The 23,716-nt window shown below is 43.1% G+C and carries 20 protein-coding genes and 1 pseudogene; 20 read left to right on the forward strand and 1 reads right to left on the reverse strand.

Annotation, left to right across the window (positions count from 1 at the left end; translation table 11 throughout):
• Positions 1-3: 3 nt before the first annotated feature.
• Together ACTUHY_RS01670 and ACTUHY_RS01675 are read left to right on the forward strand one after the other, a co-directional pair.
• Entirely contained in the window at positions 4-1,764 is a 1,761-nt protein-coding gene (locus ACTUHY_RS01670; RefSeq protein WP_442826367.1) for an ABC transporter ATP-binding protein, read from the forward strand.
• Positions 1,754-3,394, forward strand: coding sequence for an ABC transporter ATP-binding protein (locus ACTUHY_RS01675; protein ID WP_442826368.1), 1,641 nt, complete (start codon positions 1,754-1,756; stop codon positions 3,392-3,394). Before ACTUHY_RS01670 ends, ACTUHY_RS01675 begins: the two co-directional genes overlap by 11 nt.
• 185 nt (positions 3,395-3,579) lie before the next feature.
• Here ACTUHY_RS01675 and ACTUHY_RS01680 read toward each other — a convergent pair whose 3' ends face one another.
• The gene (locus ACTUHY_RS01680; protein ID WP_442826369.1) at positions 3,580-4,596 is read right to left on the reverse strand and encodes a hypothetical protein; all 1,017 of its coding nucleotides are present in this window, start codon (positions 4,594-4,596) and stop codon (positions 3,580-3,582) included.
• A gap of 288 nt (positions 4,597-4,884) precedes the next feature.
• On the opposite strand from ACTUHY_RS01680, the gene wbaP reads away from it, so the two are divergent.
• The 18 genes and pseudogenes from wbaP (at position 4,885) to ACTUHY_RS01770 (ending at position 23,699) form a co-directional block, all read left to right on the forward strand.
• Complete coding sequence (wbaP, locus tag ACTUHY_RS01685) at positions 4,885-6,336, forward strand: undecaprenyl-phosphate galactose phosphotransferase WbaP (protein ID WP_442826370.1); 1,452 nt, start codon at positions 4,885-4,887, stop codon at positions 6,334-6,336.
• 230 nt (positions 6,337-6,566) lie between these two features.
• Positions 6,567-7,688, forward strand: coding sequence for a UDP-galactopyranose mutase (glf, locus tag ACTUHY_RS01690; protein ID WP_442826371.1), 1,122 nt, complete (start codon positions 6,567-6,569; stop codon positions 7,686-7,688).
• Between the two features lie 153 nt (positions 7,689-7,841).
• Positions 7,842-8,156 (forward strand): four helix bundle protein, encoded by a 315-nt coding sequence (locus ACTUHY_RS01695; protein WP_442826372.1) that lies wholly within the window; start codon positions 7,842-7,844, stop codon positions 8,154-8,156.
• A gap of 143 nt (positions 8,157-8,299) precedes the next feature.
• Positions 8,300-9,070, forward strand: coding sequence for a DUF4422 domain-containing protein (locus ACTUHY_RS01700; protein ID WP_442826373.1), 771 nt, complete (start codon positions 8,300-8,302; stop codon positions 9,068-9,070).
• Between the two features lie 175 nt (positions 9,071-9,245).
• Complete coding sequence (locus ACTUHY_RS01705; RefSeq protein WP_442826374.1) at positions 9,246-9,782, forward strand: type IV toxin-antitoxin system AbiEi family antitoxin domain-containing protein; 537 nt, start codon at positions 9,246-9,248, stop codon at positions 9,780-9,782.
• Positions 9,783-10,272: 490 nt separating this feature from the next.
• Positions 10,273-10,563: pseudogene (locus ACTUHY_RS01710) on the forward strand (AlbA family DNA-binding domain-containing protein); the annotation flags it as partial.
• A 381-nt stretch (positions 10,564-10,944) separates the two neighbouring features.
• Complete coding sequence (locus tag ACTUHY_RS01715) at positions 10,945-11,673, forward strand: ATP-binding protein (protein WP_442826463.1); 729 nt, start codon at positions 10,945-10,947, stop codon at positions 11,671-11,673.
• A 1,316-nt stretch (positions 11,674-12,989) separates the two neighbouring features.
• On the forward strand, positions 12,990-13,673 hold the full coding sequence (locus tag ACTUHY_RS01720; RefSeq protein ID WP_442826375.1) for a hypothetical protein: 684 nt from the start codon (positions 12,990-12,992) through the stop codon (positions 13,671-13,673).
• Positions 13,657-14,094 carry a hypothetical protein gene (locus tag ACTUHY_RS01725; RefSeq protein ID WP_442826376.1) on the forward strand — a complete coding sequence of 146 codons (438 nt, stop codon included), beginning with the start codon at positions 13,657-13,659 and terminating at the stop codon, positions 14,092-14,094. Before ACTUHY_RS01720 ends, ACTUHY_RS01725 begins: the two co-directional genes overlap by 17 nt.
• Positions 14,095-14,150: 56 nt before the next feature.
• Positions 14,151-14,663 (forward strand): hypothetical protein, encoded by a 513-nt coding sequence (locus ACTUHY_RS01730; protein WP_442826377.1) that lies wholly within the window; start codon positions 14,151-14,153, stop codon positions 14,661-14,663.
• Positions 14,664-14,709: 46 nt separating this feature from the next.
• Positions 14,710-15,783 (forward strand): glycosyltransferase family protein, encoded by a 1,074-nt coding sequence (locus ACTUHY_RS01735; RefSeq protein WP_442826378.1) that lies wholly within the window; start codon positions 14,710-14,712, stop codon positions 15,781-15,783.
• A 31-nt stretch (positions 15,784-15,814) separates the two neighbouring features.
• Complete coding sequence (locus ACTUHY_RS01740; protein WP_442826379.1) at positions 15,815-16,894, forward strand: glycosyltransferase; 1,080 nt, start codon at positions 15,815-15,817, stop codon at positions 16,892-16,894.
• 2 nt (positions 16,895-16,896) lie between these two features.
• Entirely contained in the window at positions 16,897-17,700 is an 804-nt protein-coding gene (locus ACTUHY_RS01745) for a LicD family protein (RefSeq protein ID WP_442826380.1), read from the forward strand.
• Positions 17,701-17,702: 2 nt separating this feature from the next.
• Positions 17,703-18,425 (forward strand): IspD/TarI family cytidylyltransferase, encoded by a 723-nt coding sequence (locus ACTUHY_RS01750; RefSeq protein WP_442826381.1) that lies wholly within the window; start codon positions 17,703-17,705, stop codon positions 18,423-18,425.
• An 11-nt stretch (positions 18,426-18,436) separates the two neighbouring features.
• The gene (locus ACTUHY_RS01755; protein ID WP_442826382.1) at positions 18,437-19,495 is read left to right on the forward strand and encodes an NAD-dependent epimerase/dehydratase family protein; all 1,059 of its coding nucleotides are present in this window, start codon (positions 18,437-18,439) and stop codon (positions 19,493-19,495) included.
• Between the two features lie 27 nt (positions 19,496-19,522).
• Positions 19,523-20,650: a glycosyltransferase family 4 protein gene (locus ACTUHY_RS01760; protein ID WP_074704653.1), complete on the forward strand. Its 1,128-nt coding sequence runs from the start codon at positions 19,523-19,525 to the stop codon at positions 20,648-20,650.
• 8 nt (positions 20,651-20,658) lie between these two features.
• Entirely contained in the window at positions 20,659-22,200 is a 1,542-nt protein-coding gene (locus ACTUHY_RS01765; RefSeq protein WP_442826383.1) for an O-antigen ligase family protein, read from the forward strand.
• Positions 22,197-23,699, forward strand: coding sequence for an oligosaccharide flippase family protein (locus ACTUHY_RS01770; protein WP_442826384.1), 1,503 nt, complete (start codon positions 22,197-22,199; stop codon positions 23,697-23,699). The genes ACTUHY_RS01765 and ACTUHY_RS01770 overlap by 4 nt, the downstream gene beginning before the upstream one ends.
• The last annotated feature ends 17 nt before the right edge of the window (positions 23,700-23,716 follow it).

The following is a 23,716-nucleotide window of genomic DNA, read 5'->3' on the forward strand; positions in this document are numbered from 1 at the left end:
TTTATGTTTGAAGGCAGAATCCGGGAGGTGGGACGGCCGGACCATGTCCTTTCCTATTTTAGAGAGGAGAAGGCCGTGCTGGTGGCGGTGACGGTCACCGGCATCCTCTATAACTTGGGGATGGGAGTGGGGCCCTATTTCGAAGGGCAGCTGGCCCAGTGTCTCTACGACATTACCCAGGGCAGGGCTGCGGCCGTGGATATGGCCCGTCTAGCGGTGCTCTATGTGGGGGTGATCTTCCTGGTCCAGCTTTCCCGGGCGGGGAAGCGGTACAGCGTGCGGCTGTTTGCCAACCGAGTGAGCCGGACCATGCGCCACACCTTGTACCACAGCCTGGTGCGTCTGGATGCCCATGCCCTCCAGCAGGAGAACCTGGGGAACTTGATGACGAAAGCCATGGGGGACGTGGACGCCTGTGCGGAAGGGATGCAGAAATTCACCACGGAAGTCTTCGACACCGGGGTGGTGATGGTGGTGTACCTGTCCCTATTGCTGGCTTACGACTGGCGGCTGACCCTTTTGGCTTCCCTGTTCACTCCGGCAGCCTATTGGATCGCCGATCGGCTGAAAAAACAGGTGGCCCAGGCCAACGGGGTCTACAAGGCTGCGGAAGCTCGGCTGAACACATTGACCCTGGACCGGGTGAGCCATGCTCTCACCTATCGGATCTACGGCCAGGAAAAGGTCCGGGACGCCGACTACGAAAACCAGCTCACCGCCTACGAAAAAGCCAGTGCCAGGGCCAATATCTTTGAAGGGTCCCTGGGGCCTTTGTACGATGCCATTGCTATGGCGGGCACGGGGATGATCTTCTGGTTCGGCGCGAAAAACGTCCAGGGCACTGGCTGGGAAATGTGGAATATCGCCAGTTTCACGACCTTCCTGGCCTGTTTCACCAAACTGGCAGTGAAGACCAGCCATGCGGCCAAGCTGTTCAATGCGGTCCAAAAGGCCCAGGTTTCCTGGCAGCGGATCAAGCCTCTGCTCCAGCAGGCGGCGCCGGAAGGGACGGATCAGCCTCTGGGACCTGTGGACCCGGTGGAACTGGAAGTCCGTGATCTGGCCTGCCGCTACTCGGGCCAGGAGAAGGGCCTTGCCGGGATTTCCTTTGCTGCCCGTCCCGGGGATATCATCGGCATCACAGGCCCGGTGGCCTGCGGGAAGAGTCTTTTTGGGAAGGTGTTCCTGGACGAGGTGTCCTGGACCGGCTCCGTCCGGTGCAATGGAGAGGATTTTGCCGCCCTGGACCGGCACCAGCGCCGGAGCCTGATCTCCTACCTGGGCCATGATCCAGAGCTGTTGAGTACCTCCATCGGAGAAAACATCCGGATGGGGGACCCAGTGGAGGTGGATCGACTCCTGGCCATGACCAACCTGAAGGAAGAAGTGGACGCCATGCCCCAGGGAGCGGATACCCCGGTCGGGAGTGGCGGCACTCAGCTTTCCGGCGGTCAGCAGGCCCGGATCGCCCTGGCCCGGACCCTGGCCCATGCCCGGTCCGTGTTAGTACTGGATGATCCCTTTGCGGCGGTGGACCGGAAGGGAGAGACGAAGATCCTGGAAGCCATGAGGAAGACTTTTCCGGACCGGGTGATCCTGCTGATTTCCCACCGGCTCACCCATTTCCCGGAATTCACCGGGGTATTGTTCCTGGAAAACGGCCGGGGACGGTTCGGCACCCATGAGCAGCTGCTGCAGGAAGAACCTGGCTATGCCCGGCTGGTGCAGCTGCAGCAGGAAGGAGTGGACCTAGATGAACAGTGAAAACCCTGTATGGAAAAGTGTGAAGAGCACCTTTCAGGCTCATCCCCGGACCGGTACCTTGGTGGCCGTTTTGGTGGTCCTTTCGGTGATGACCTCTCTTTTGCCGCCCCTGGTACTGGAGCGGGCGGTGGACGACCTGACTGAAGGCCGGGGGATCTCCTGGCAGCTGGGGCTGCTGTATATCGGGCTCATCGCGCTGGCGGACTGCTGCGAAACGGCCCAGAACGGGGCCATCACTCTGTTCGGCCAAAAGGTGACCCACGGACTCCGGTCCATCCTGTGCGCCAAATTGGATCGGCTGCCGGCCCAGTATTTCACCAGCCATCCCAGCGGGCAGACCACCTCGGTGTTCGTCAACGATGGAGATACCATCGACGCTCTGTATTCTGACGGGATCGTGGGGATGCTGGCCGATGCCTGCAAGCTGCTGGGGATCCTGGGCATCCTATGGAGCCGGAGCCGGGGACTGTTCGGCCTCCTGTGCCTGCTGCTGCCCCTCTTGTTCGTACTCACCCGGCATTTCCAGAAGGGGACCTTGGCAGCCCAGCGGGAAAACCGGCGGGCCGTCGGCCGGGTGAACAGCCATGTGCCGGAAACCATCCGGAATATCCGGACCATCCACACCCTGGGGAAGGAACGGTATATGGAGGAACGGTACGATTCCCTGATCACCGACAGCTTCCGGTCCATCAACCGGGCCAATGTGTTCGACGGGATCTATTCTCCCATCATCCTGGTGACCCAGGCAGCGGTGGTGGGGGTGATCATGACGGGAGCCTCCCTGGGACCGGCCTGGGCGGATCTGTTCGGCCTTTCCGTAGGGTCCGCTGTGGCGATGATCGCCTATGTGGGGAAGATCTTCGGTCCCCTGGAAAGCATCGGCATGGAGATCCAGAGCATCCAGAGTGCTATGGCCGGGATCCAGCATATCGGGGAATTCCTGGGAGAAACGGAACAGGAACCGGCCTCTCTGGAGCCTGTGCCGGACGCCGTGCAGGACAAGGTGGTGGTCTTTTCCCATGTGACCTTCGGGTATGATCCGTCCCGACCCATTTTGCAGGACTTTTCCTGCAGCCTGGCACCGGGGGAACAAGCCATCCTGATGGGGCCCAGCGGCTGCGGGAAGAGCACCTTGTTCAAGCTGCTGCTGGGGATGTATACCCCTTGGCAGGGGACCGTGAGCCTGTTAGGACGGCGGGCGGGGACCATCCCGGACCTGGAGAAACGGAGCCTGTACGGCTGTGTGGAGCAGGAATTCTCGGCTGTACCCGGCACGGTAGGGGACCAGGTGACCCTGGGGGACCCTTCGGTGACTCCCGCGCAGGTGGACCGGGCCCTGGAACTGGTGCAGCTGAAAGAAACGGTGGAACGGCTGCCTCAGGGGAAGGAGACTCCCATGAGGGAAGGGTTCTTTTCCCAAGGGGAGCTCCAGCTGCTGAACATTGCCCGGGCGGTAGCAAAGGAACCCCAGCTGCTGTTATTGGATGAAATCACCGCCAACCTGGACAGCCACACGGAAGAAGTGGTGCTGGAGGCCCTGGAACGGGCCAGCCAGGGACGTACCGTACTGAGCATCTCCCACCGGTTTTCCCGGATGATGGAAGGGCAGAGGATTGTGAGAATGGGGTAAAAGATCGTCATACGTCATACGCCGGTGGAAGCCAGCCTTGCTGGCTCCTAAGTTAAGAATGCCCGTAGAATCCGATCCCAGGTTTTTAAATTTCAAAATCAATTTGATAAGATAAATTGATTTCCAATGGCCAGTGACTATGGACATGTGACCAGTGACAAAAAAGGTGCCCGCAGGCACCTTTTTTAATATCCCAACTTCTTCTTCAATTCTTCCATATCCTTTTCTGATAGGAAGGGCCGGATCACATCCAGATAATACTCCGCTTCCTGTTCTCTTCCCGCCTGGTGGCAGGCCTGGGCTCCGCCGGCAGCCAGCCGGAGGATCTCCATATTCGGTCCCAGGGGGATCCCTTCTTTTGCAGCAAAGGCCGTCAATTCTTCTCGAGAGGCGGGAGCCAGGTCTTTTCCTAGATGCTGGGCAATGGTTTCCAGCTGGGCTGTCACCGTTTCTGTTTCCCCATAGTTCAAGCTCAACAGGAAGGCATACCGGGCCCCCTGCCAATCTTCTCCCTGGAGCAGTCGGGTCCCTTCATTTTGGTAGCACAGGGCCAGATCAGCAGGGCGGAAGGCCATGCGGAAGCTCTCCCGGTTCACTCGGCCGAAGCTTTCCCAATCCTCTCCGGCTTTCAGCACTGCCAGATAACAGGCTCGTACCGGAGCACTGACCGGGTCCCATTTCAGTCCTTTTTCCAAAGCTTTTTGGGCAGCCTTCCTCCGGTTTTGGGCCAGTTCCAGTTCCCCCAAAGTCAAGTGCAGCAGATGGAAGGGGAAAGGCGCCTGCTGGACCGTCTTTTTGGGCTGGCAGAACTGCTGGTACAGTACCCTTTCCATGGGCTCCGCAAAGGAACGGAATTCTACTTCCGAATCAGGCTGGAAAAGAGCCGAATGTTCTGCTTCCTGGAGATGGGGTTCCAAGAATTTCCGGGCTCCCTCGAAATCCTGGGCAGCCGTGCACTTCCGGGCTCCCTCCAGGTCTGCCCGGAATTTTTCAAATGCCTGGCTGAACATATCGGCGAAATGCTGCCGGCTTTCTTCCGGCAGCAGCTTGTACAGCAGCTGGCTGCAGGCACGGCTGATCTCCCGGTGCAGGGGATGGTCCCGGTACAGCTCGATGCAGCCTTGGAGATATTTGATATCCTTCTGGGAGTCTCCTGACAGATTGTCCCTGATCGATTTGATGATGGTATCCAGTTCTTCCATGATTCACAGCCTCCGATTTTTCCTGACTCTATTTTTTCTATTATACAGGAAAGTGGGAAAAAAGGCGAGGGCAGCCCTTCAGCAGATGCTGTCTCTCACTCCCTGTAGACATTTCCTCACCGTATGGTAAAGGCTTCCTATTTCCTCTACAGATTTTCCCGGTTACAGGGTGTGGCTGGGATAGGCTTCTGCCATTTCCTTAATGGAGCTTCAATTTGTCCTTATTTTACAGTATAATAAAACAATATATGAAATACTGTGATTCATCGCGATTAGAGGAGTTTATCCATGGCCAATACTGTTTTCCGAGAATCCCATCCCGATTCCTTTATCCATCATCATCTGAACTATTTCCTGCCCACCATCTATACCATTACCGACTGGCTGATGATCCTGCTTGCGGAATTCTTTGCGTACCATCTGCGGGGAGCTCTAACCGGGAATGCCCATTTCCACATGCCCTGGCTCAACTTGTGTGTGGCATTCCCTCTGCTCTTCCTGCTGTTTTTCCGGCAGGGAGGCATCTATACGAAACACATGGGCTATTGGAAGCTCATGGAATGCATCTGCCGAGGCTGTACCTATGCCATCGGCGCCATAGTGGTCTTTGTCTATCTGTCCCACATTTCCGCCAGCACTTCCCGGCTCTTTGTGGGCCTGTTATGGATCTTTGCCCTTGTCTTGGTGACCCTTTCCCGGTATATCATCGCCCATATCCTGAACTGGGCCGGGGTGGGGAGCGTACCCGTCCTTCTGGTGGGAGCTGGGAAAACAGCCAATCTTGTGCTCCAGGGTATCCGGGACGATGTGGGCTTGAACTTCAATATCATCGGCTATGTGGATGATGCCGGGCCTCAGAAAGAAAACGTGGGGAATCTGCCCTATCTGGGGACCTTTGCCCAGGCGGTGGACGTGATCGAAAAGACCCAGGTCCAAGATGTCTGCATCGCAGCCCCCGGCCTTTCCCCGGAAAAATTGAACCGGCTGATTCATACCATCCAGCCCCATGTGCGGAACCTGGCCTTTGTGCCCGATCTGATCGGTCTGCCGGTGAACGGCATCGAAGTGGAATCCCTGTTCAATGAACGGCTGATGTTCATGAGCCTGAAGAACAACCTGGCCCGGCCCTACAACCGGTTCATCAAGCGGGTATTCGACCTAGTGCTGACCACTATCGGTGTCATCGTCTTGAGCCCTATCTTTCTGCTCCTGGCCGTCCTGATCAAACTGGATTCCCGGGGCCCGGTGATCTTCGCCCACCAGCGGATCGGCAAGGACGGGAAACTGTTCCCCTGCCTGAAATTCCGCACCATGTGCGTGGACGCGGACAAAAAACTGAAAGAATATCTGGCGGCAAATCCCGAAGCCAGGAAGGAATGGGAAGCCGAATTCAAACTGAAGGACGATCCCCGGGTGACCCGGGTGGGGAAGGTGCTGCGGAAAACCAGCCTGGACGAACTGCCCCAGCTGTTCAATGTGCTCATCGGCCAGATGAGCCTAGTGGGGCCCCGGCCCATTGTCACCGCCGAAATCCCCAAATACGGACCGTATATCAAAGATTTCTACATGGTCCATCCTGGCATCACCGGCATGTGGCAGGTGAACGGCCGCAGCGACACTACCTACGACGAACGGGTCCAGATGGATTCCTGGTACGTCCGCAACTGGGGCGTCTGGCTGGATATCATGCTGCTATGGAGGACCATCGGAGTGGTCCTGCAGCATAAAGGGGCCTACTGAGGGGCGGCGGTCTGGAAGAAGTCAGACACAGCCCCTTAGCGGGGCCTTGAGACGTCAGATGCCAGTTTTGTACGGGTTAAGATGAAGGACCGATTTGCTTATAGCCAACAAGCTGACGTCTGACATCTGAAAGGCCCGAAGGGCCGGTCTTAAGGCGAGAGACATTAAGCGTGAGACGAGAGGCGTTACCAAGACCGGCGCAGCCGGCAATCGAAAAGGAGCTTAAAACCATGATTCAGTACAATTACTTGATCGTTGGTGCCGGTCTGTACGGTGCCGTTTTTGCCCAAAAAGCCAAAGCTGCTGGGAAAAAAGTCCTGGTCATCGATAAACGGGACCACATCGCCGGGAACATTTATACCAAAACCGTGGAAGGCATCCATGTGCACCAGTATGGCGCCCACATTTTCCACACCAACAACCGGGAAGTCTGGGACTACGTGAACCGCTTTGCCGTGTTCAACCGGTTCACCAATTCCCCGGTGGCCAATTACCGAGGAGAACTGTATTCCCTGCCCTTCAACATGTACACCTTCAACAAAATGTGGGGTGTGGTGACCCCGGAAGAAGCCACCGCCAAAATCGAAGAACAGAAAAAAGCGGCCTGTATCTCCAATCCCCGGAATTTGGAAGAACAGGCCATTTCCCTAGTGGGGACGGATATCTATGAAAAACTCATCAAGGGATATACGGAAAAACAGTGGGGGCGCCCCTGCACCGAGCTGCCGGCTTTTATCATCAAACGCCTCCCCGTGCGCCTCACTTTCGACAATAACTACTTCAACGCCCTGTATCAGGGAATCCCTGTGGGAGGCTATACCAAGCTGGTGGCCAATCTGCTGGACGGCATCGAAGTGCGGCTGAACACAGATTATCTGGCCAATCAGGCAGAACTAGATGCCCTGGCCGAGAAAGTCGTTTATACCGGGCCCATCGATGCCTATTTTGACTACAAATTGGGACCCCTGGAATACCGCAGCGTCCGGTTCGAAACGGAACTCCTGGACAAACCCAATTACCAAGGCGTGGCTGCCATGAACTACACCGACCGGGAGACCCCTTGGACCCGGATCATCGAACACAAATGGTTCCAGTTCGGCAAAGATGATGCAGGCAATGACCTGCCCAAGACCGTCATCAGCCGGGAATACAGCTCTGAATGGAAAGTAGGGGACGAACCCTACTACCCGGTGAACGATGCCAAAAACAGCACCCGGTATCAAGAATACAAAGCCCTGGCCGATCAGGAAAGCAACGTCATCTTTGGAGGCCGTTTGGGAGAATACAAGTATTATGATATGGATGCGGTGATCGCCCGTGCCTTGGAAGTGGCGGATAGGGAAAAGCTGTAAACCGCTTTTTAGTCTCACGCCTGGGGCAGTCACTAGTCTCTAGTCACTAGTCAGCAGCCGAAGGAAGCCAACATTCTGTTGGCTTTTAACCAATTTAAGATTTGCAGTAGATTCAGCATTCAATCACTTTACTTTTTTTGAAGGAGCAGAACCATGGAATATTCTCATAAAAAGTTGACTGTTTGGCAGCGAGCAATGGAATTGACAGATTTTGTACTGGATCTTACCGAAAAATTTCCTCTGAAAGAAAAATATCGACTGGTAGACCAAATGTGCCGGGCAGTGGTATCCATTCCCAGTAATATAGCAGAAGGCCGCGCAAAAGGCAGCGATAAAGATTTTATTCGCTATTTGCTGATTGCCAGGGTTCTGCCTGTGAACTGGATACCCAGTTGCTCATTAGTGAAAAGAGAAATTATATCCAATCGGCTGACGCCCATAAAGCATGTGCTATGTGCTATGAAATAACTTCCATGCTGACAGCTCTTATCCAAAAACTGGATAAAGACATTCAATGGAAAAGGTAAATATATTCCAAGCCAACGAAGTTGGCCTCATTCGGCTAGTGACTAGAGACTAGTGACTGTAAAAAGGAAAGGACAATAACCATCGTGCAAACAAAAATCCTCATCGCCATCCACAAACCTTACTGGGTCCCATCGGATCCTGTTTACTTCCCTCTCCAGGTTGGGGCGGAGGGGAAGGATTCTCTGGGGTTTACGGGAGATAATAGGGGGGACAATATTTCCTCCAAGAACCCCAATTATTGTGAACTGACCGGGCTGTATTGGGCCTGGAAGAATATGGACTGTGACTGCATCGGACTGTGCCATTATCGGCGGTATTTTGGACACCGAGTCCGGTCCAATAACCTGGAAGACAAAAAGAAAGCCATCTTCACCCAGGCAGACTACGACAGACTCTTGAGCCAGTACGATGTGATCCTGCCCGTGAAGCGGAACTACTACATCGAAACGGTCCGAAGCCAGTACGAACACGCCCATTACAAAAAAGACCTGGATGAAGTGGAAAAAATCATCGCCGAAAAATACCCAGAATACAGCCAGGCCTTCACCACCGTCATGAATCGGCGGAAGCTCCACATCCTGAACATGTTCGCCATGAAAAAGACTCTGTTCGATCAATACTGCAGCTGGCTGTTCGACATCCTTTTTACGCTGGAAAGCCGCATCGATATCAGCAGCTACAGTCCTTACGAAGCACGGATCTATGGCTTTCTCTCCGAACGCCTCTTCAACGTATGGCTGGAAAAACAGCACCTGAAAGAAGTGGAAGTTCCGGTAATATTTTTGGAACAGGTGGACTGGCCTAAGAAAATCCGGGAGTTCCTGGCACGGAAGTTTTTGGGGAAGAAACAATAAGTGCAGAGTGAAGAGTGCAGAGCAGGGACGGCGAAAATCGGCTGACACATTTCGAATCCGTATACTTAACATTCATGCTCATAAATTTTAAAATATAAGCGCGTATAGAAAGGAAAAACTGTGGACAAGCAAAGTATCCTTTATCAATTAACAGAAGAAAACAGCGGGTATCTGCTTGTGCGGGAAGCAGTTTCACTGGGTATTTCTCGGCCAACTATCGCATCATTCATTAAAAAAATCTATGCAGAAGATTGCTTCCGGCATCTATAAGACAGAAGAGGCTTGGGATGATATCTGGTTTGTATTGCAGAGCCAATATCAGGAAACTGTCTTTTCTGGGGCTACTGCACTTTATTTTCATGGGCATTTAGACCGGGAACCCAGCATGATTACCGTTACCGTTAAAAAAGGATATAATACTTTATCTTTACATAAAAAAAAGATTAAAACCTACTATACGGATCCGCAACTGTTATCTTTGGGTATGATTTCTATGGAAACGCCTTTTTCTCATTACGTGAATGTTTATGATATGGATCGTTCCATCTGCGATCTGATCCAGCATAAAAATGACTTTGATATCCAAGATTTCCAAACAGCGTTGAAAGAATATTTTTATAGTCCTTCAAAAAACATTCATCAATTGATGAAATATGCGTCGAAACTGAAAATTGAACAGAAAATCCGGCATTATACGGAGGTTTTGCTATGATCCAATCTTCTGTTCAACTAAAAGATAAAATTAGAAACTTGTTTAAAGGTGATGGTTGGCAAGAGCAGTCACTAGTTAGTAACTGAAGGAGGGAATCTGCTGAGGCGGATTCCAGGAATAGAGCGACTTATCGCTGGATAGTTTCTGATTATAGATTAACCAGTGATTGAATCAGTCCATGTAGGGCGACGGCTGTACGGCCAGCCTGCTTGCTGCAAGATCATATGCATCTTATGTCAAAGGATTTAGGGAAAGATGCTCTTGATGGTGAACAGGCAGGCGTATCCAGACCGCTCAAAGGGCAGAAAAACTGTATAGATTAGTTTTGGCGAGAAGTTGAATTTTGATAAAAGGAGAGAGATAGATGAACCAGATACCAGAAAATATGGAAAAATTAAAAAATTTCCTTATTTCTATCCATGAAAAGGAGTACGTTGAATTAAAAAGTTCATCTCAATTACCGAAATCTTTTTAGGAGACATACTCTTCATTTTCCAATACGATGGGTGGTTTGATAGTATTGGGAATCAAGGAAGGCAAACCTAAGAATGAAATAATAGGAGTAGATTCTTCAGAAAAAATAATGACAGATCTTTGGAATCTCCTATCGAATGGTAATAAGGTCAGTTATCGTACTATTGAGAACGAGGACGTCAGTATAATTTCTTTTGATTCAAAAACAGTAATTTTAATCAATGTGCGTGAAGCACCTTACAACAAGAAGCCCGTATATCTTAATGGAAAAATCGAAAACTCCTATATACGAACCGGTGATGGAGACAGAAAAGCAAATTTAGATGAAATTAAAGCCATGATACGTAATGCGGCACCAGGGCTAGATTCTACTGTTGCCGAAAATTATACATTTGATGACTTGGATATGAATTCAATTGTTTCTTTTAAGGAACGTGTGACCATACGCTATCCATCAATGCATTTTGAAACAACTTCACCTAAAGATTTTCTCTTAAAAATTGGTGCTGTTACGAGAAACAGGAAAGACGATAAAATTAAAATCAAGAAAGGAACACTTTTATTCCTTGGCAAATATAATTCAATCCGAGATATGTATCCTCATTTTCATTTAGATTTTTTCAACCGAAGAGGGGATAATCCTCGGTGGTCTGACAGGGTTGCATCAGATGATTTGAATGATGTGGAAATGAATATTTTCAATTTTTATCAAATTGTTTTAGCAAAACTCAGAAACTTGGAAGAAAATTCTTTTCAACTGGGACAGAATCAAATACGGAATCCCCAAAAGACGATAGATACATCTTTAAGAGAAGCACTTGTAAATTGTCTATCTCATGCAGATTACACTCAGCCATATCCGGGAATTAAAATAGAAACTTTTGATAGCTACTATAAGTTTATTAATCCTGGGAAAATGTTAATTCCCCCTTCTCAATTTATTGTTGGAGGAGAATCACGTATTCGCAATGAGCAAATAATGAGTTTCTTCCGGCAACTAGGTGTATCAGAAAGACAGGGATTTGGTGGCCCGCAGATTGTTCGAGAGGCAATTGAGAATGAATATAGGAATCCCGATATTGAAACTAATTTAGAAAGAACAGAACTGACAATTTGGAAAATAGATTTAGCTGATTCCTACCAGGAATTGGATGATATGCAAAAAGCAATATTCAAGACAATTATCAAGGCTATGAAACCAATAGGCTTTCCTGTGATACAGAAGAGTGTTGGTGGAACACAATATAAGGTCATGAAATCACTTAAAGGACTTATTGCAGAAAAGCATGTTGTTAAAGTTGGTGCTGGTAAGAATACCAAATATATGGTCCATATGAAATCTGATGAGCTTTTAGCACAGTTAAAGATGATGATGGACAAAGTGAAAAAATCACTTCGTGAAGTGTATTTAAAATAATCGTTTGCCATTCTTTTGATAATCTTTTGAATCCTATCTATTTAATCCATGAAATCGAGATAGATCAAGAGAAAATGCGGCTTTATTTTGATTGTCAATCGTTTGATAATCTTTTGATGAGTGGTTGATACTATCGAAACAAGTGAATAGTGCAGAGCCTTTGGAGGCTTGGAACGACGGTTCCATTGCAAGGCCGTAGGGGATGAACAAGGGGTGCCTCTGGCAATCCCGCTCGGTCAGCCTGCACCCAGGATCATGTCTCATGCCAAAAGAAACCATCTGCCAGGGAAGGATGCAGTGAAGAGTGAAGAGTAGGGACGGCAAAAATCAGCAGCCCCGTTGCGAATCCGTAGGGACCGCAAGCCCTGGCAGGCCTTGAGCCATCAGAATCAGATTTGTACGGCGGGAGTCCAACACTCCCCCTTGCGTTGCCGTAGGGGCGATTCAAGACTTTTGCCTCTGGCAAAATGTCGCCAGAGCCGCCCACTTCCTGGTTTCCGACCGTAGGAGCCGCACAACCGGCGGCCCGCCTTGAGTTGCGGGGGCAATCTGTTTGTTGCGGGCTAGATGACGTCTGACATCTTATCCTTTATCTTGGTGGTACAAAATAAAGGATAACTGTTTAGTAAGGAGCAATTCAAGATGTCTCGCTTTTTTGGGGGAGATTCCCCTGATGAAATGGGTAATTCCGGATGATGATTTTGGGTATTTTTAGTGTATTATATACAGGAAGGAATCCTCTATGGCGGGTTCTGGGAATGGAACGCTGAGTGCGACGGCAAAAATCGGTCGATTCATTGCGGAACCGTAGGGGCCTCACACTGGGGAGCCCGTTGGCGTATGCGTCCCACGCTCAACGTCTCACGTGGTTGGAAACCGTCTGCCGGGCAGATGTCGTTCTAGCAGTCCGGCTAGGTGGCAGACTGGCAATCTAAAAAGACTTTTTGTCGAATTATGTTAACTCTGCTATAATAGAAGAAATTGTGGCTGTGTTTATGGGAAATGGAGGAACCCCCTTTTCTTTCGTGTTTGGTTAGGCACTTAACATGATAAAAAGCAGTTCCTTTTTCTATGTCTCCAAGAGGTCATATAGGATATTTTCTGCAATTTCAAAATGAGATTGCTTTAGTTTTAAAATTGGTATAAGACTAGAAAATAGTCTAAATGCAGTGGTTATTTCGAGTGGGGGAGTATACGTGAGATTTTCCAGCGTCCTTCTGTACTTTGACAATGAACTTTTAGATAACAGTATAAAATTATTTGAATCTAAACTATATAAAACAAGTGATACATATAAATTAAAAAGTTATTTTTACGTGATCGAGCAAGAAGTTATTGATAATAGATTTTACTGGCTATATGCTGCTTATGATAATGCAGAAATGTTTTCAGACTATGTTGTTAATCAAAAAACAGGAGAAAAGGAAGCTAATCCTAGATCAAAAAGCCAAGTGGAACCAAGACAGCAGTTTTTTGTCTGCTTTGATAGCAAAGATAACCGTTTGTATTTAAATGATATAAAAAAGAAGGGATTCGTAGAAAAATATTTGAGCGAATGGTTAAATCTAAAAGTTAGAGTTAAATATATTTATAAATCGTTAGATGAATTTTGTAAAACAATGAAGATGCTTAAAGGATTCCGCTTTACTCAAACTAAAAACTTATTTTCAGAGCAAGATGATTTGTTTCATATGATGGGAAATCAGTTTGGGCAGGATCTGCCCGAAAAATTGATTCTTAGTGTTGAATATTCTTCACTTCCTCTTATTGATAGGGGCAGAAAGGTATTAGAAAAACTTTTTAACCGGAAAAATCAACTTGATGATATTACAATTATTGGTTGCAATGATGATGGGATTGAAGAAAGTTATGATTTTGAGTCAATCATTCAACATGTTGATATTGATGTAAAAAAAGATCAGAATGAACATTATGATGTAAATATTGTCAAAGATACTCTTTTGGAGAAATTAGTAAGGAAAAATGTACAAAAGGCATAAATGGCTGATTAGGGTTATATTTTTTATAAGTTTAGTTTTATCTTATTGGTTTAATGCTGATTATAATAAAATAGCCGAACCAGCAATAAACGTTACTGCCATTGCAATTGGTATTTATACTGCAGCGGTTTCTTCTATTTTGGGAAGCGACTATTCCAGAAGATTAGCTTCAATTACAAGCAGGGAATTCAAATGCAAAACTTTGCTGGGCGTTTTATATGAATATTTGCATTGGGCGGGGATGCTTAGTTTATCTTCAATAATATTAAGTGTTCTTTTCTTATCAGATATGATACCTATTGAAGGTATATTAAGGAAATCACTATCAGCAGTATCTTATGGAATCTTTTTAGTTAACTTAATCTTATTTGGATTGATTTTCATGTTTTTAATTCGTTCTCTAAATAAGGCCTTGAGATAGCATTAAATGTTTTTTAGGGATGTACCGTTTATAAAAATTTAATAAATGATAAAAACATGATGGACTTAATGATTTGGTTTAATAATATTCCTTCTGGAATTTATTCTTTATTGGGTGTTTTGTTGGGATTTGGTTTAAATCTTTTTAAGGATTGGCTTGTAACCCGAAATAAATTACTTTATGTTTTTCAAATAGATCATTCATATGGAAAATTAGATTTTAGCCATGTTGATAAGTCTGGACCATCCGGGTATATTGTTGAAATGTATAATTGTGGTAAAAATTCACTATTGATTAATAGTGTTACAATTTCTAATATTAATGATAATAACTTTATTGATATACCAATAAGAGAAACTATAGTAATTCTACCTTTTCATAAATATGATTTGGAGTTATGTAAACAAGATTATGATACTATTTGCTGGTGGTATGAAAAAGGTAATAAGAAAATTAATATCGTTAAAATTATATCTTTTACTTTAGATGGAAAAGAAATTTCACAGAAAGTGAAATTTCCGTTTATTATGTTTCCGGTCAATGATGATTTCACTCCCTCAGAAAAATAATAAGTTTAAATGTTACAGGGAGTCCATTATTTGTGAGGGTAATCCAATGAAAGTCCTGATAGTTGATACAGTCTCTTACGATAGAGCTCCTTATTTACAATATTATATAAATGCTTGTAAGGAAAAGGAAGTGCCTTTTGATCTTTTTCTGTGGAATAGAGATTCCAAGGGCGGTTTAAAGCATGAAAACAATATTTTTACAATGAATTGTGTGTGCCCTTTTGGAGGGAGTAAGCTGAAAAAAATATTTCCTATGCTGCAGTATCGGAAAGCTCTTTTACAGACCATCAAACAAAATCAATATTCTCATCTCGTGTTGATAAATACTCTGGCCCCTGTAATGATTTCAAATTATGTACTAAATCATTACAAGGGAAGATATATACTGGATATCAGGGATTACACGTATGAGAAAATCCCATATTATAAAAAAATCGAAAATCAGTTGATTCAGAACTCCAATTTTACAACAATTTCTTCCAGGGGATTCCTTGCATTTGTGGATGATAATTCTAAAATTATCGTAAATCATAATATCAGCAATATTGATCAGACTGTTGAGAAACCGACTCTGGGATTAGAAAAACCTGTAAAAATTGGATTTGTAGGGTCTGTCAGATATCCAGATGAGAATATTAAACTAATAGAAGTACTGAAGGGAAAAAACTTTTTACTGAAGTATGTTGGCCCGGAAGTCGCAGGGTGTGACCTCCAAGGGTACTGTCGAAAACATAATATTAAAAATGTCTTGTTCCAAGGAAAATTCAAAAACCAGGATAAAGCATTCATTTATGAGGGAATTGATATCATCAATTCGTTGTATGGTGACTTTTCTTTAGAAGTTACCACAGCTATTCCAAACCGGTATTATGATTCTTTGCTTTTCAAGAAACCAATTATTGCTTCGAAGGGAACTTATTTAGGAGAACTGGTTGAAAAGAATGGAATTGGACTGGCTATAAATTTAAATGAGCCAACAATCTATACTAAACTTAACACCTATATTGAAAATTTTGATTCTGATAAATTTGTATCCATTTGTAATAAAATATTATCAAATGTATTGCGAGAGCAGAAAAAATTCCAAAATTCTATCAATGAGTTTTTGGATTTCATATAAGTGTATTCAATTTGAATGAGAGGGTAACGCTTTGAAGATTCTTATTTATGGACTGACAGATACTTATGGCGGAGTGGAAGCTTATGTAATAGACAGGCTTCCAGCTTTGCTCTGTAATCATCAAATTGATTTTGTCTTTTCATCGTTGAAAGATATCAAATATAAAAATAAAATTCCTTCCAGTGTTTCTATAAAAAGAATTGCCAAATTATCTTCTCCTATTCATTTTGTAAAGAGCCTTCATGATATTATAAAGTCTGGAAATTATGATGCAGTATATTGCAATGTACCATTTGCCAACGCTCTTCTATATTTGACTGTAAAGCTTAGCGGATGCCGCTTGATTGTTCATTCTCATAATACTAAAATCGAAGAAACTAGTAAAAAAAGAAAATATGCACTAACAATATATCATTATATAAGCAAAATTCTATTTTCTGGCTTAATTGATGAACGATATGGATGCAGTTTGAAGGCTTGTAAATGGTTATTTAACCCATATAAAGCATATAGCGTAAAGCGAAATGCTATAGATTGTAAAAAATATGAGTATGATACAGTTATACGCAATAAAGTTAGGAAAAAACTGAATATTAATCCTGGAACTTTTGTAATAGGACATGTAGGACGATTTTCATACCAGAAAAATCATCAGTTTTTGATTAAGATTTTCAATGAAATTATAAAAAAACATTCTGACTCAATTTTATTACTTGTCGGCGATGGAGAATATCGATTAGATATAGAAAAGAAATGCATTGAATTAGGAATCAGAAAAAAAGTTAAGTTCTTAGGAATAAGAAATGACGTTAACGAATTAATGCAAGCCATGGATTGCTTTCTATTACCATCTCGATTTGAAGGGCTTCCTATTGTTGGAGTTGAAGCACAGGCAGCCGGATTGCCATGCTTTTTTTCGGATTCAATAACGTCTGAAGTGAAAATCACATCAGATGTTTATTTCTTTTCTTTACAAGATTATCCTGCAGAAATTGCATTAAGAATTTTATGGACGAAGAATATGAACAGAAAAAACACTTTTCATATTCTTTCTGATGCAGGATATAATCTTTTAACTGAAATAAAACATATAAAAAGGTGTGGTAGTTGAAAATGATAAAATTAACACATAGTGACATCCAACAAGTAGAACTTAAAATTTTATTATACTTTACAAATTTTTGCAAAGAACATAATTTAAAATTTTATTTGGCTGGAGGAACTCTATTAGGTGCAATTCGTCATAAAGGTTTTATTCCTTGGGATGATGATATAGATGTCTGTATGCCTAGAGCCGATTACGAACGCTTAAATAAAATTTTTAAATCTGATGGAATCTATCAATTGACTTCTAATCAATTAGATAATTCATTTTTCCCTTATGCGAATTTAAAAAATATGAATACATGTGTTAAATCCAAATATGTAAAACAAGATTCGCAACTATGGATTGACATTTTTCCAGTTGACGGGTTACCAGAATCACTAGATGTAGTAAAGAAAATTTATAGACAATGTGATTTTTACCGTCGAATATTTCTCCTTGCAAATGCAACATTGGGAGAAGGAAAAAATACTTTTCATAAATATAGTAAATATATTATAAAGCCATTTTCTCTTTTATATGGCAAGAGGCATTGTGTAGAGAAAATTGAACAGATTGCCCAGAAGAATTCCTATCAAGATTGTAAGTATGTAGGCATTGTTACCTGGGGCCTTTATGGTGCTGGGGAGCGTATGTTGAAAAGTGAGTTTGAAAAACAGGTCTTAGTAGAATTTGAAGGATATCAGTTTCCTGCTTTTTCTTGTTGGGATACCTATCTTCATGGTCTCTATGGTGATTATATGCAACTGCCACCAGTAGAAAAAAGACAAACTCACAATATGGAAGTATATTGGAGAGACGGAGGAAAATAGTAATGAACATAGCCATCTTAATCGCAGGCGGATCCGGAAAGCGTATGGGTCAAGATATTCCCAAACAGTTTATCAATGTTTATGATAAACCCATCCTGCTTTATACTCTGGAAAGCTTTGAAAGACATCCGCAAATTGATGCTGTTGAAGTAGTGTGTATTGATGGGTGGCACGATGTACTCCGTGCTTATGCAAGACAGTTTAATATCAGTAAATTAAAATGGATTGTATCCGGCGGTGCTTCTGGTCAGGAGTCCATTCGAAATGGGGTCTATAATTTGGAGGGAAAGGTACAGCCAGATGATATTATTGTGATTCATGATGGTATCCGCCCTTTGGTTGATGCTTCTGTTTTGACGGATGTTTTGATTAAGGCCCAAAAGTATGGTAATGCTGTTACTTCCATGCCTTATAATGAACAGATTTTTATTATCAATCCGGATGACAGTTCTACAACAAAGCAGTATATTCCGAGAGAAACACTGCGTAGAGTTTCCACGCCTCAGGCATACCGTTTTGGCCTTTTGGATGAGAAGTATCATGAAGCTTTTGAAAAAGAAATTGGTATTTATGGATCTTCCTATACCAATACCATGATGGTAGAATTGGGAGTAACCTTGCATTTTGCTGCTGGGTCTGATAAAAATATAAAACTTACTACGAAAGATGATTTGGAACTGTTCAAAGCGTATTTGAAAGCGGATAAAGATACCTGGTTGAAATGAGGAGTAAAGAAATGGATATACATGAACATCCTTTGTATAAAGAAGATGTTAAAAGGGTAGGAGAAATGGCATTGCCATGGGAAAAACTCCAAAATACATCAGTACTGATTTCAGGAGCAACTGGTTTAATTGGGTCTTTTTTGATTGATGTACTGATGTGGAGGAATATCAACGAAAACGCAAACTGCCAGATTTATGCGCTGGGAAGAAGCATCGAAAAAGCTCAGAAACGTTTTGCTTATTGTGTAGATTCTCCATTTTTTCATTTTATTTCTCATGATATTAATGTTCCGCTGCAGGGGAAAACGGATGAAAATATTGATTATGTCCTTCATCTGGCCAGTAACACTCATCCTGTGGCTTATGCAACAGACCCCATTGGGACGATTGCAACTAATATCATCGGCTTAAAAAACATGTTGGATTACAGTGTGCAGCATCACACCAAAAGATTTGCTTTTGCTTCTTCCAATGAAATTTATGGAGAAAACAGAGGCGACCAGGAACTATTTGATGAGCACTATTGCGGGTATATCGACTGTAATACTTTGAGAGCCGGATACCCGGAAAGTAAGCGTTGTGGAGAAGCATTATGCCAGGCTTATCTGAAGCAAAAAGGACTGGACATTGTTATACCCCGTTTTACCCGTTCTTACGGGCCTACTATGCTGGAAAGTGATACAAAGGCTATCAGTCAATTCATTAAAAAAGCTGTTGCTGAGGAAGATATTGTTTTAAAGAGTGCGGGTAATCAATACTATTCCTACACATATATGGCAGATGCTGTATCAGGCCTTTTGACGGTTCTTTTGTTGGGGAAAACAGGTGAAGCTTACAATATTGCTGATCAAAGTTCAGATATAACCTTGAAAGACTTAGCCGCAATTATTGCAAATATTGCAGGAACGAAAGTTATTTTTGAAATTCCGGATTCTACTGAAAAAGCTGGGTATAGTAAAGCAACAAAAGCAAGATTGGATGGGGGAAAAATTATAAAAATTAGATGGAATCCATTCTTTAATATTTATAGTGGATTGCAACGAACGATTAATATCTTAAGTACAGTTTAAATGAAATAAAAAAGAGGATGAGTCTGCATGTCAAAAATTATAAAAAAAAGTGTAGTATTTATTAGATCTGATTTAAATACAGTAGGAGGAGGAGAGAGAGTTACTGTAAATTTATGTAACTCCTTATTTCCTTATTTTAATACTTATCTGGTAAATAACTATCCAAATAAAAGTGCATATGATATTCTTCCTGATATTCAAACGGTATACTTGACAAAAAGGAAAAGGAAATTACGGTACACATTTATTCCCAGCGTGATTCAACTTCGTATGTTATTAAAGGAAAAACATATTGATGCTATCGTTTGTGTAGGAATGACAGATGTCTTAGAAACTTTTTTTGCTTGTTTTTGTCTCAATACTCAAAAGTATTTCTATGAACAAAGCACTTTAAATAAATTTTTACCTAGTAATAATACAAAAAAATACAGTACAAAAAAGAAGGCCTTTTCTCATTTTCAGCAATGGATAATAAACCATTTTTTTGATAAAATTCTTGTTCTGACACAAAAAGAAAAAAACAATTATATAAATAAATTTAATATAAAAAATGATAAGATTGCAGTGATACCTAATTTTTTAGATGAAAAACTAGAAAAAACTCCCTATCATTATAATTCTCAAAGTAAAAAAATAATTACAGTAGGAAGAATTGATTATGCTAAAGGCTATGAGATATTAATAAAAGTGGCCCAAATAGTGTTAAAAAATAATCCAGATTGGCAATGGCATATTTATGGGGAAGGTGATATAGAATATTCGAGGTATATTCAAAACTTAATAGATGAAAGTTCTTTAAAAAATAAAGTTATTTTAAAGGGAACTAGAAAAAATATTTATAATATCTATCCTGAGTATGCTCTTCAAGTTGTTACATCAAGATATGAAGGGTTTTCAATGGTCCTTTTGGAAGGGAAAGCTAATTCTCTTCCGGCAATTTCTTTTGATATATACTCGGGGCCATCAGACTTAATTATGAATGGAATAAATGGATATTTAATTCCCCCAGGTGACATAAATGAAATGGCAAATAAAATAAATGAATTAATAAAAAACGAACAAAAACGGATAGATTTTTCACAACATGCAAGGGATAATATCGATAAATTTATAAAAAATAACGTAATTTTAAAGTGGGTTGCTTTATTAAAATAAGGAGATATATGGGAAATCAACAATTTATAATAAAAATATCTATTATTTCTTTAATCTTTGATAATATACCTAAAATATTGCAATTAAATACAATCAGTAGTGGACTTGCCAATAAACTCGCATGGTATCCTTTAAGCGTACTATTGTTACTTAAGATAATCGAATTTTATAAAGGAAAGATAAAACTTGGAATTCAAGAAAAGAACCAATTGAAATTTATTGGACTTTTGCTATGTGTTTTTTTGATTTGTAATATTCAGGGATTGTTGACTTATCCATATTATAATGAACTTCTATCGGGACCTGTTTCTCAGATAGAAAAACTACCATCCTTACTTCAATTTTTACAGCAGTACAACATTACTTTTTCTGTGCAGAGTATTTTTATGAGTTGGATAGGCGTACGAGCAGTAAAAGGAACAATCTTAAATATTCTCTATACATTTGGCTTTTCTTTTATTTTGTATTTAATTATAAAAAAAGAATATCCTGCATATGCTAAACTTTTAGATAAATGCATCACTGTAACGATTTATGTTATTTCAGCCTATTCATGTATTGAATTATTCTTTTTGGCAGGAAGTCCTGTAGCTAAGCATATTTTAGAAACTATTAATCCTTTTTTGCATCCAATAGCTGTAGACCATGGGTGGTGGCCACCACTTCTTTGGAAAAATCAACTTCGTTCTGTTTTCTCAGAACCGTCACGTATGGGAAATTACGCAGCCTTCGCGTTGCCTTTTCTGTGGATGCAGTTTTTAAAAGGAAAGAAAATACTTTCACCGAAATCAGCATTATTACTCTTTTATACATTTTTGATTTTCATGACAAAGGCGAGAACTCCAGTCGCAATGTATGGGGGGCTTTTGGGACTGTTTGTTATTACTGTAATAGCCTTTACTCGAAAAAAATATTTCAGACAAATTGCAGGAATCCTTGCTGTTTCGGCTCTTTCTCTTTTTCTGTCCATAGGTTTTATAAAAATCTTTATGGTTCAACATCAAGAGGTTACTGTAGAGAGCTATTTAAGTGATAATGTTGGATCGTTAACAAAAGGCAATGCGCGGAGCAATGGAGCCCGTTATGCTTTGATTCGCTCTAATTTCCAAACTGGTATTGAGCATCCTGTTTTCGGCGTAGGAAATCAATTGATGTCTTCCTATACTGTTCACAATTTCAATAAATATGATCTGCAGAATAAGGAAGTTCAATTATGGGTTAGAAGCTTTAAAGAACGAGGCGTATTACGATATGGGTTGGATGCAATGAATGAGTATATTTCTAAATTTGCCCAATATGGTATTGTTGGTCTTTTGACTTTTTTATTTCCATTATTCTTTATACTCATCCAACTCTTCCATAAGCTTAAACATACAAATGGCGATGAATGGTTGGATGCCCTGGCAGTTACCTTGTCACTGATTGGCAGTGCCGTAGCTGGATGCAACGGATCATTAACTTTATTGTATACTTATTGGGTTATTTTGGCCTATGCTTATGCAAATATTTATCAGGAGACACCACAAATACAAAGATTGGATGAAAAATGAACGAACGCAAAATAGGAATCTTACTCAGCTATCTGAATATCGCTCTCCATGCCATCGTCGGCTTCCTCTACGTCCCCATTCTCCTGCACTATATTGGCAAATCGGAATACGGCTTGTATCAACTGATTGGGTCCCTGATTGCTTATTTCAGCATCATGGATTTTGGCTTGACGGCGGCGGTTACCCGGTTCTATACCAAGTATAAGGCCTTGAAGGATAAGGTTGGGATGGAGAATATCCTGGCTATTTCTCTGTATGGGTACGGAGGGGCTACGGGGCTTTCTCTTCTGGTTGGAGGTATCTGCTACTGGAACCTGAACAAAATCTTCGGGGCCAGTATGACTGCAGGGGAATTGTTGGAAGCCCGGCACATGTTCCTGCTGTTGTTGTTCAATATTGCAGTGAGCCTTTCCACCATGGTGTTCCGGTCGGTAATCAATGCCCATGAAAAGTTCCTGTTCCTGAAGGGCCTGGAAACGGTACAGCTGATTTTGCAGCCGGCACTGGTGATTCTGATTCTCCAAAAGTATCCTACAGCCATGGCAGTAGCGGTGGCACAGACGATGCTGAATGTGGGGCTGATCCTGGCACGGATTTATTACTGCTTTGCTCGGCTGCATATTACCATCAGGTTCCATTATTGGAACCAGGAACTGTTCCATGATTTTAAAAAGCTGGCTCTGAGTGTATTCTGTGTCAGTCTTATTGACCAAGTGTTTTGGAAGACAAATCAGATTATCCTGGGGATTGTCCAGGGGACGGAGGCTGTGGCGGTTTATTCTATTGCTTCTCTGATTTACATGAACTATATGGCTCTGTCCACAGCCATTTCCGGGGTCTATCTGCCTCATATTACGGAGATGGTGGCACAGAGAAAGCCTATGGAAGAACTGTCCGCCCTGTTTATACAGATTGGCCGTTGGCAGTATTATCTGCTGGCATTGGTGGCTACTGGATTCATTATTTTCGGCCGTCAGTTTATCCAGTTGTGGGCCGGAAGCGGATTTGAAGATTCTTATTGGATCACCATTTTGATCATCTTGCCTTTTACCATCGACCTGATCCAGAACATCGGCCTGGCCATCCTCCAGGCCATGAACCGGTATGACTTCCGGGCAAAAATCTATTTCCTTACCGGGGTGCTGAACCTGGTATTGGCCATTCCTTTGGGGATGAAATACGGCGGCATCGGGTGTGCCGTGGCCACTGGATTTTCCATGCTTATGGGGAATGGGGTGGTGATGAATTACTTCTACAAGAAATACATCGGCCTGGATATTCCCCGATTCTGGAAACAGATTGGAAGAATCAGTCTGAGTGTGGGGATGTGTCTGGTTATAGGGTATGGTGTGGATCATGTAATTCCCGGTTCTGGAAAAATTGTATTCCTTCTTAAGATTCTAGGATATACAGTGTTTTACGGGATAATGGTGTATTTTACAGCCATGAATCCGGAAGAAAAGGAGAAAGTACGGGGGATTGGAAAAAAGTTAGAGTAAAATCTACTGCTAACGGA

The organism is Acidaminococcus nyctereutis (genome assembly GCF_052216985.1).
GTDB lineage: Bacteria > Bacillota > Negativicutes > Acidaminococcales > Acidaminococcaceae > Acidaminococcus > Acidaminococcus fermentans_A.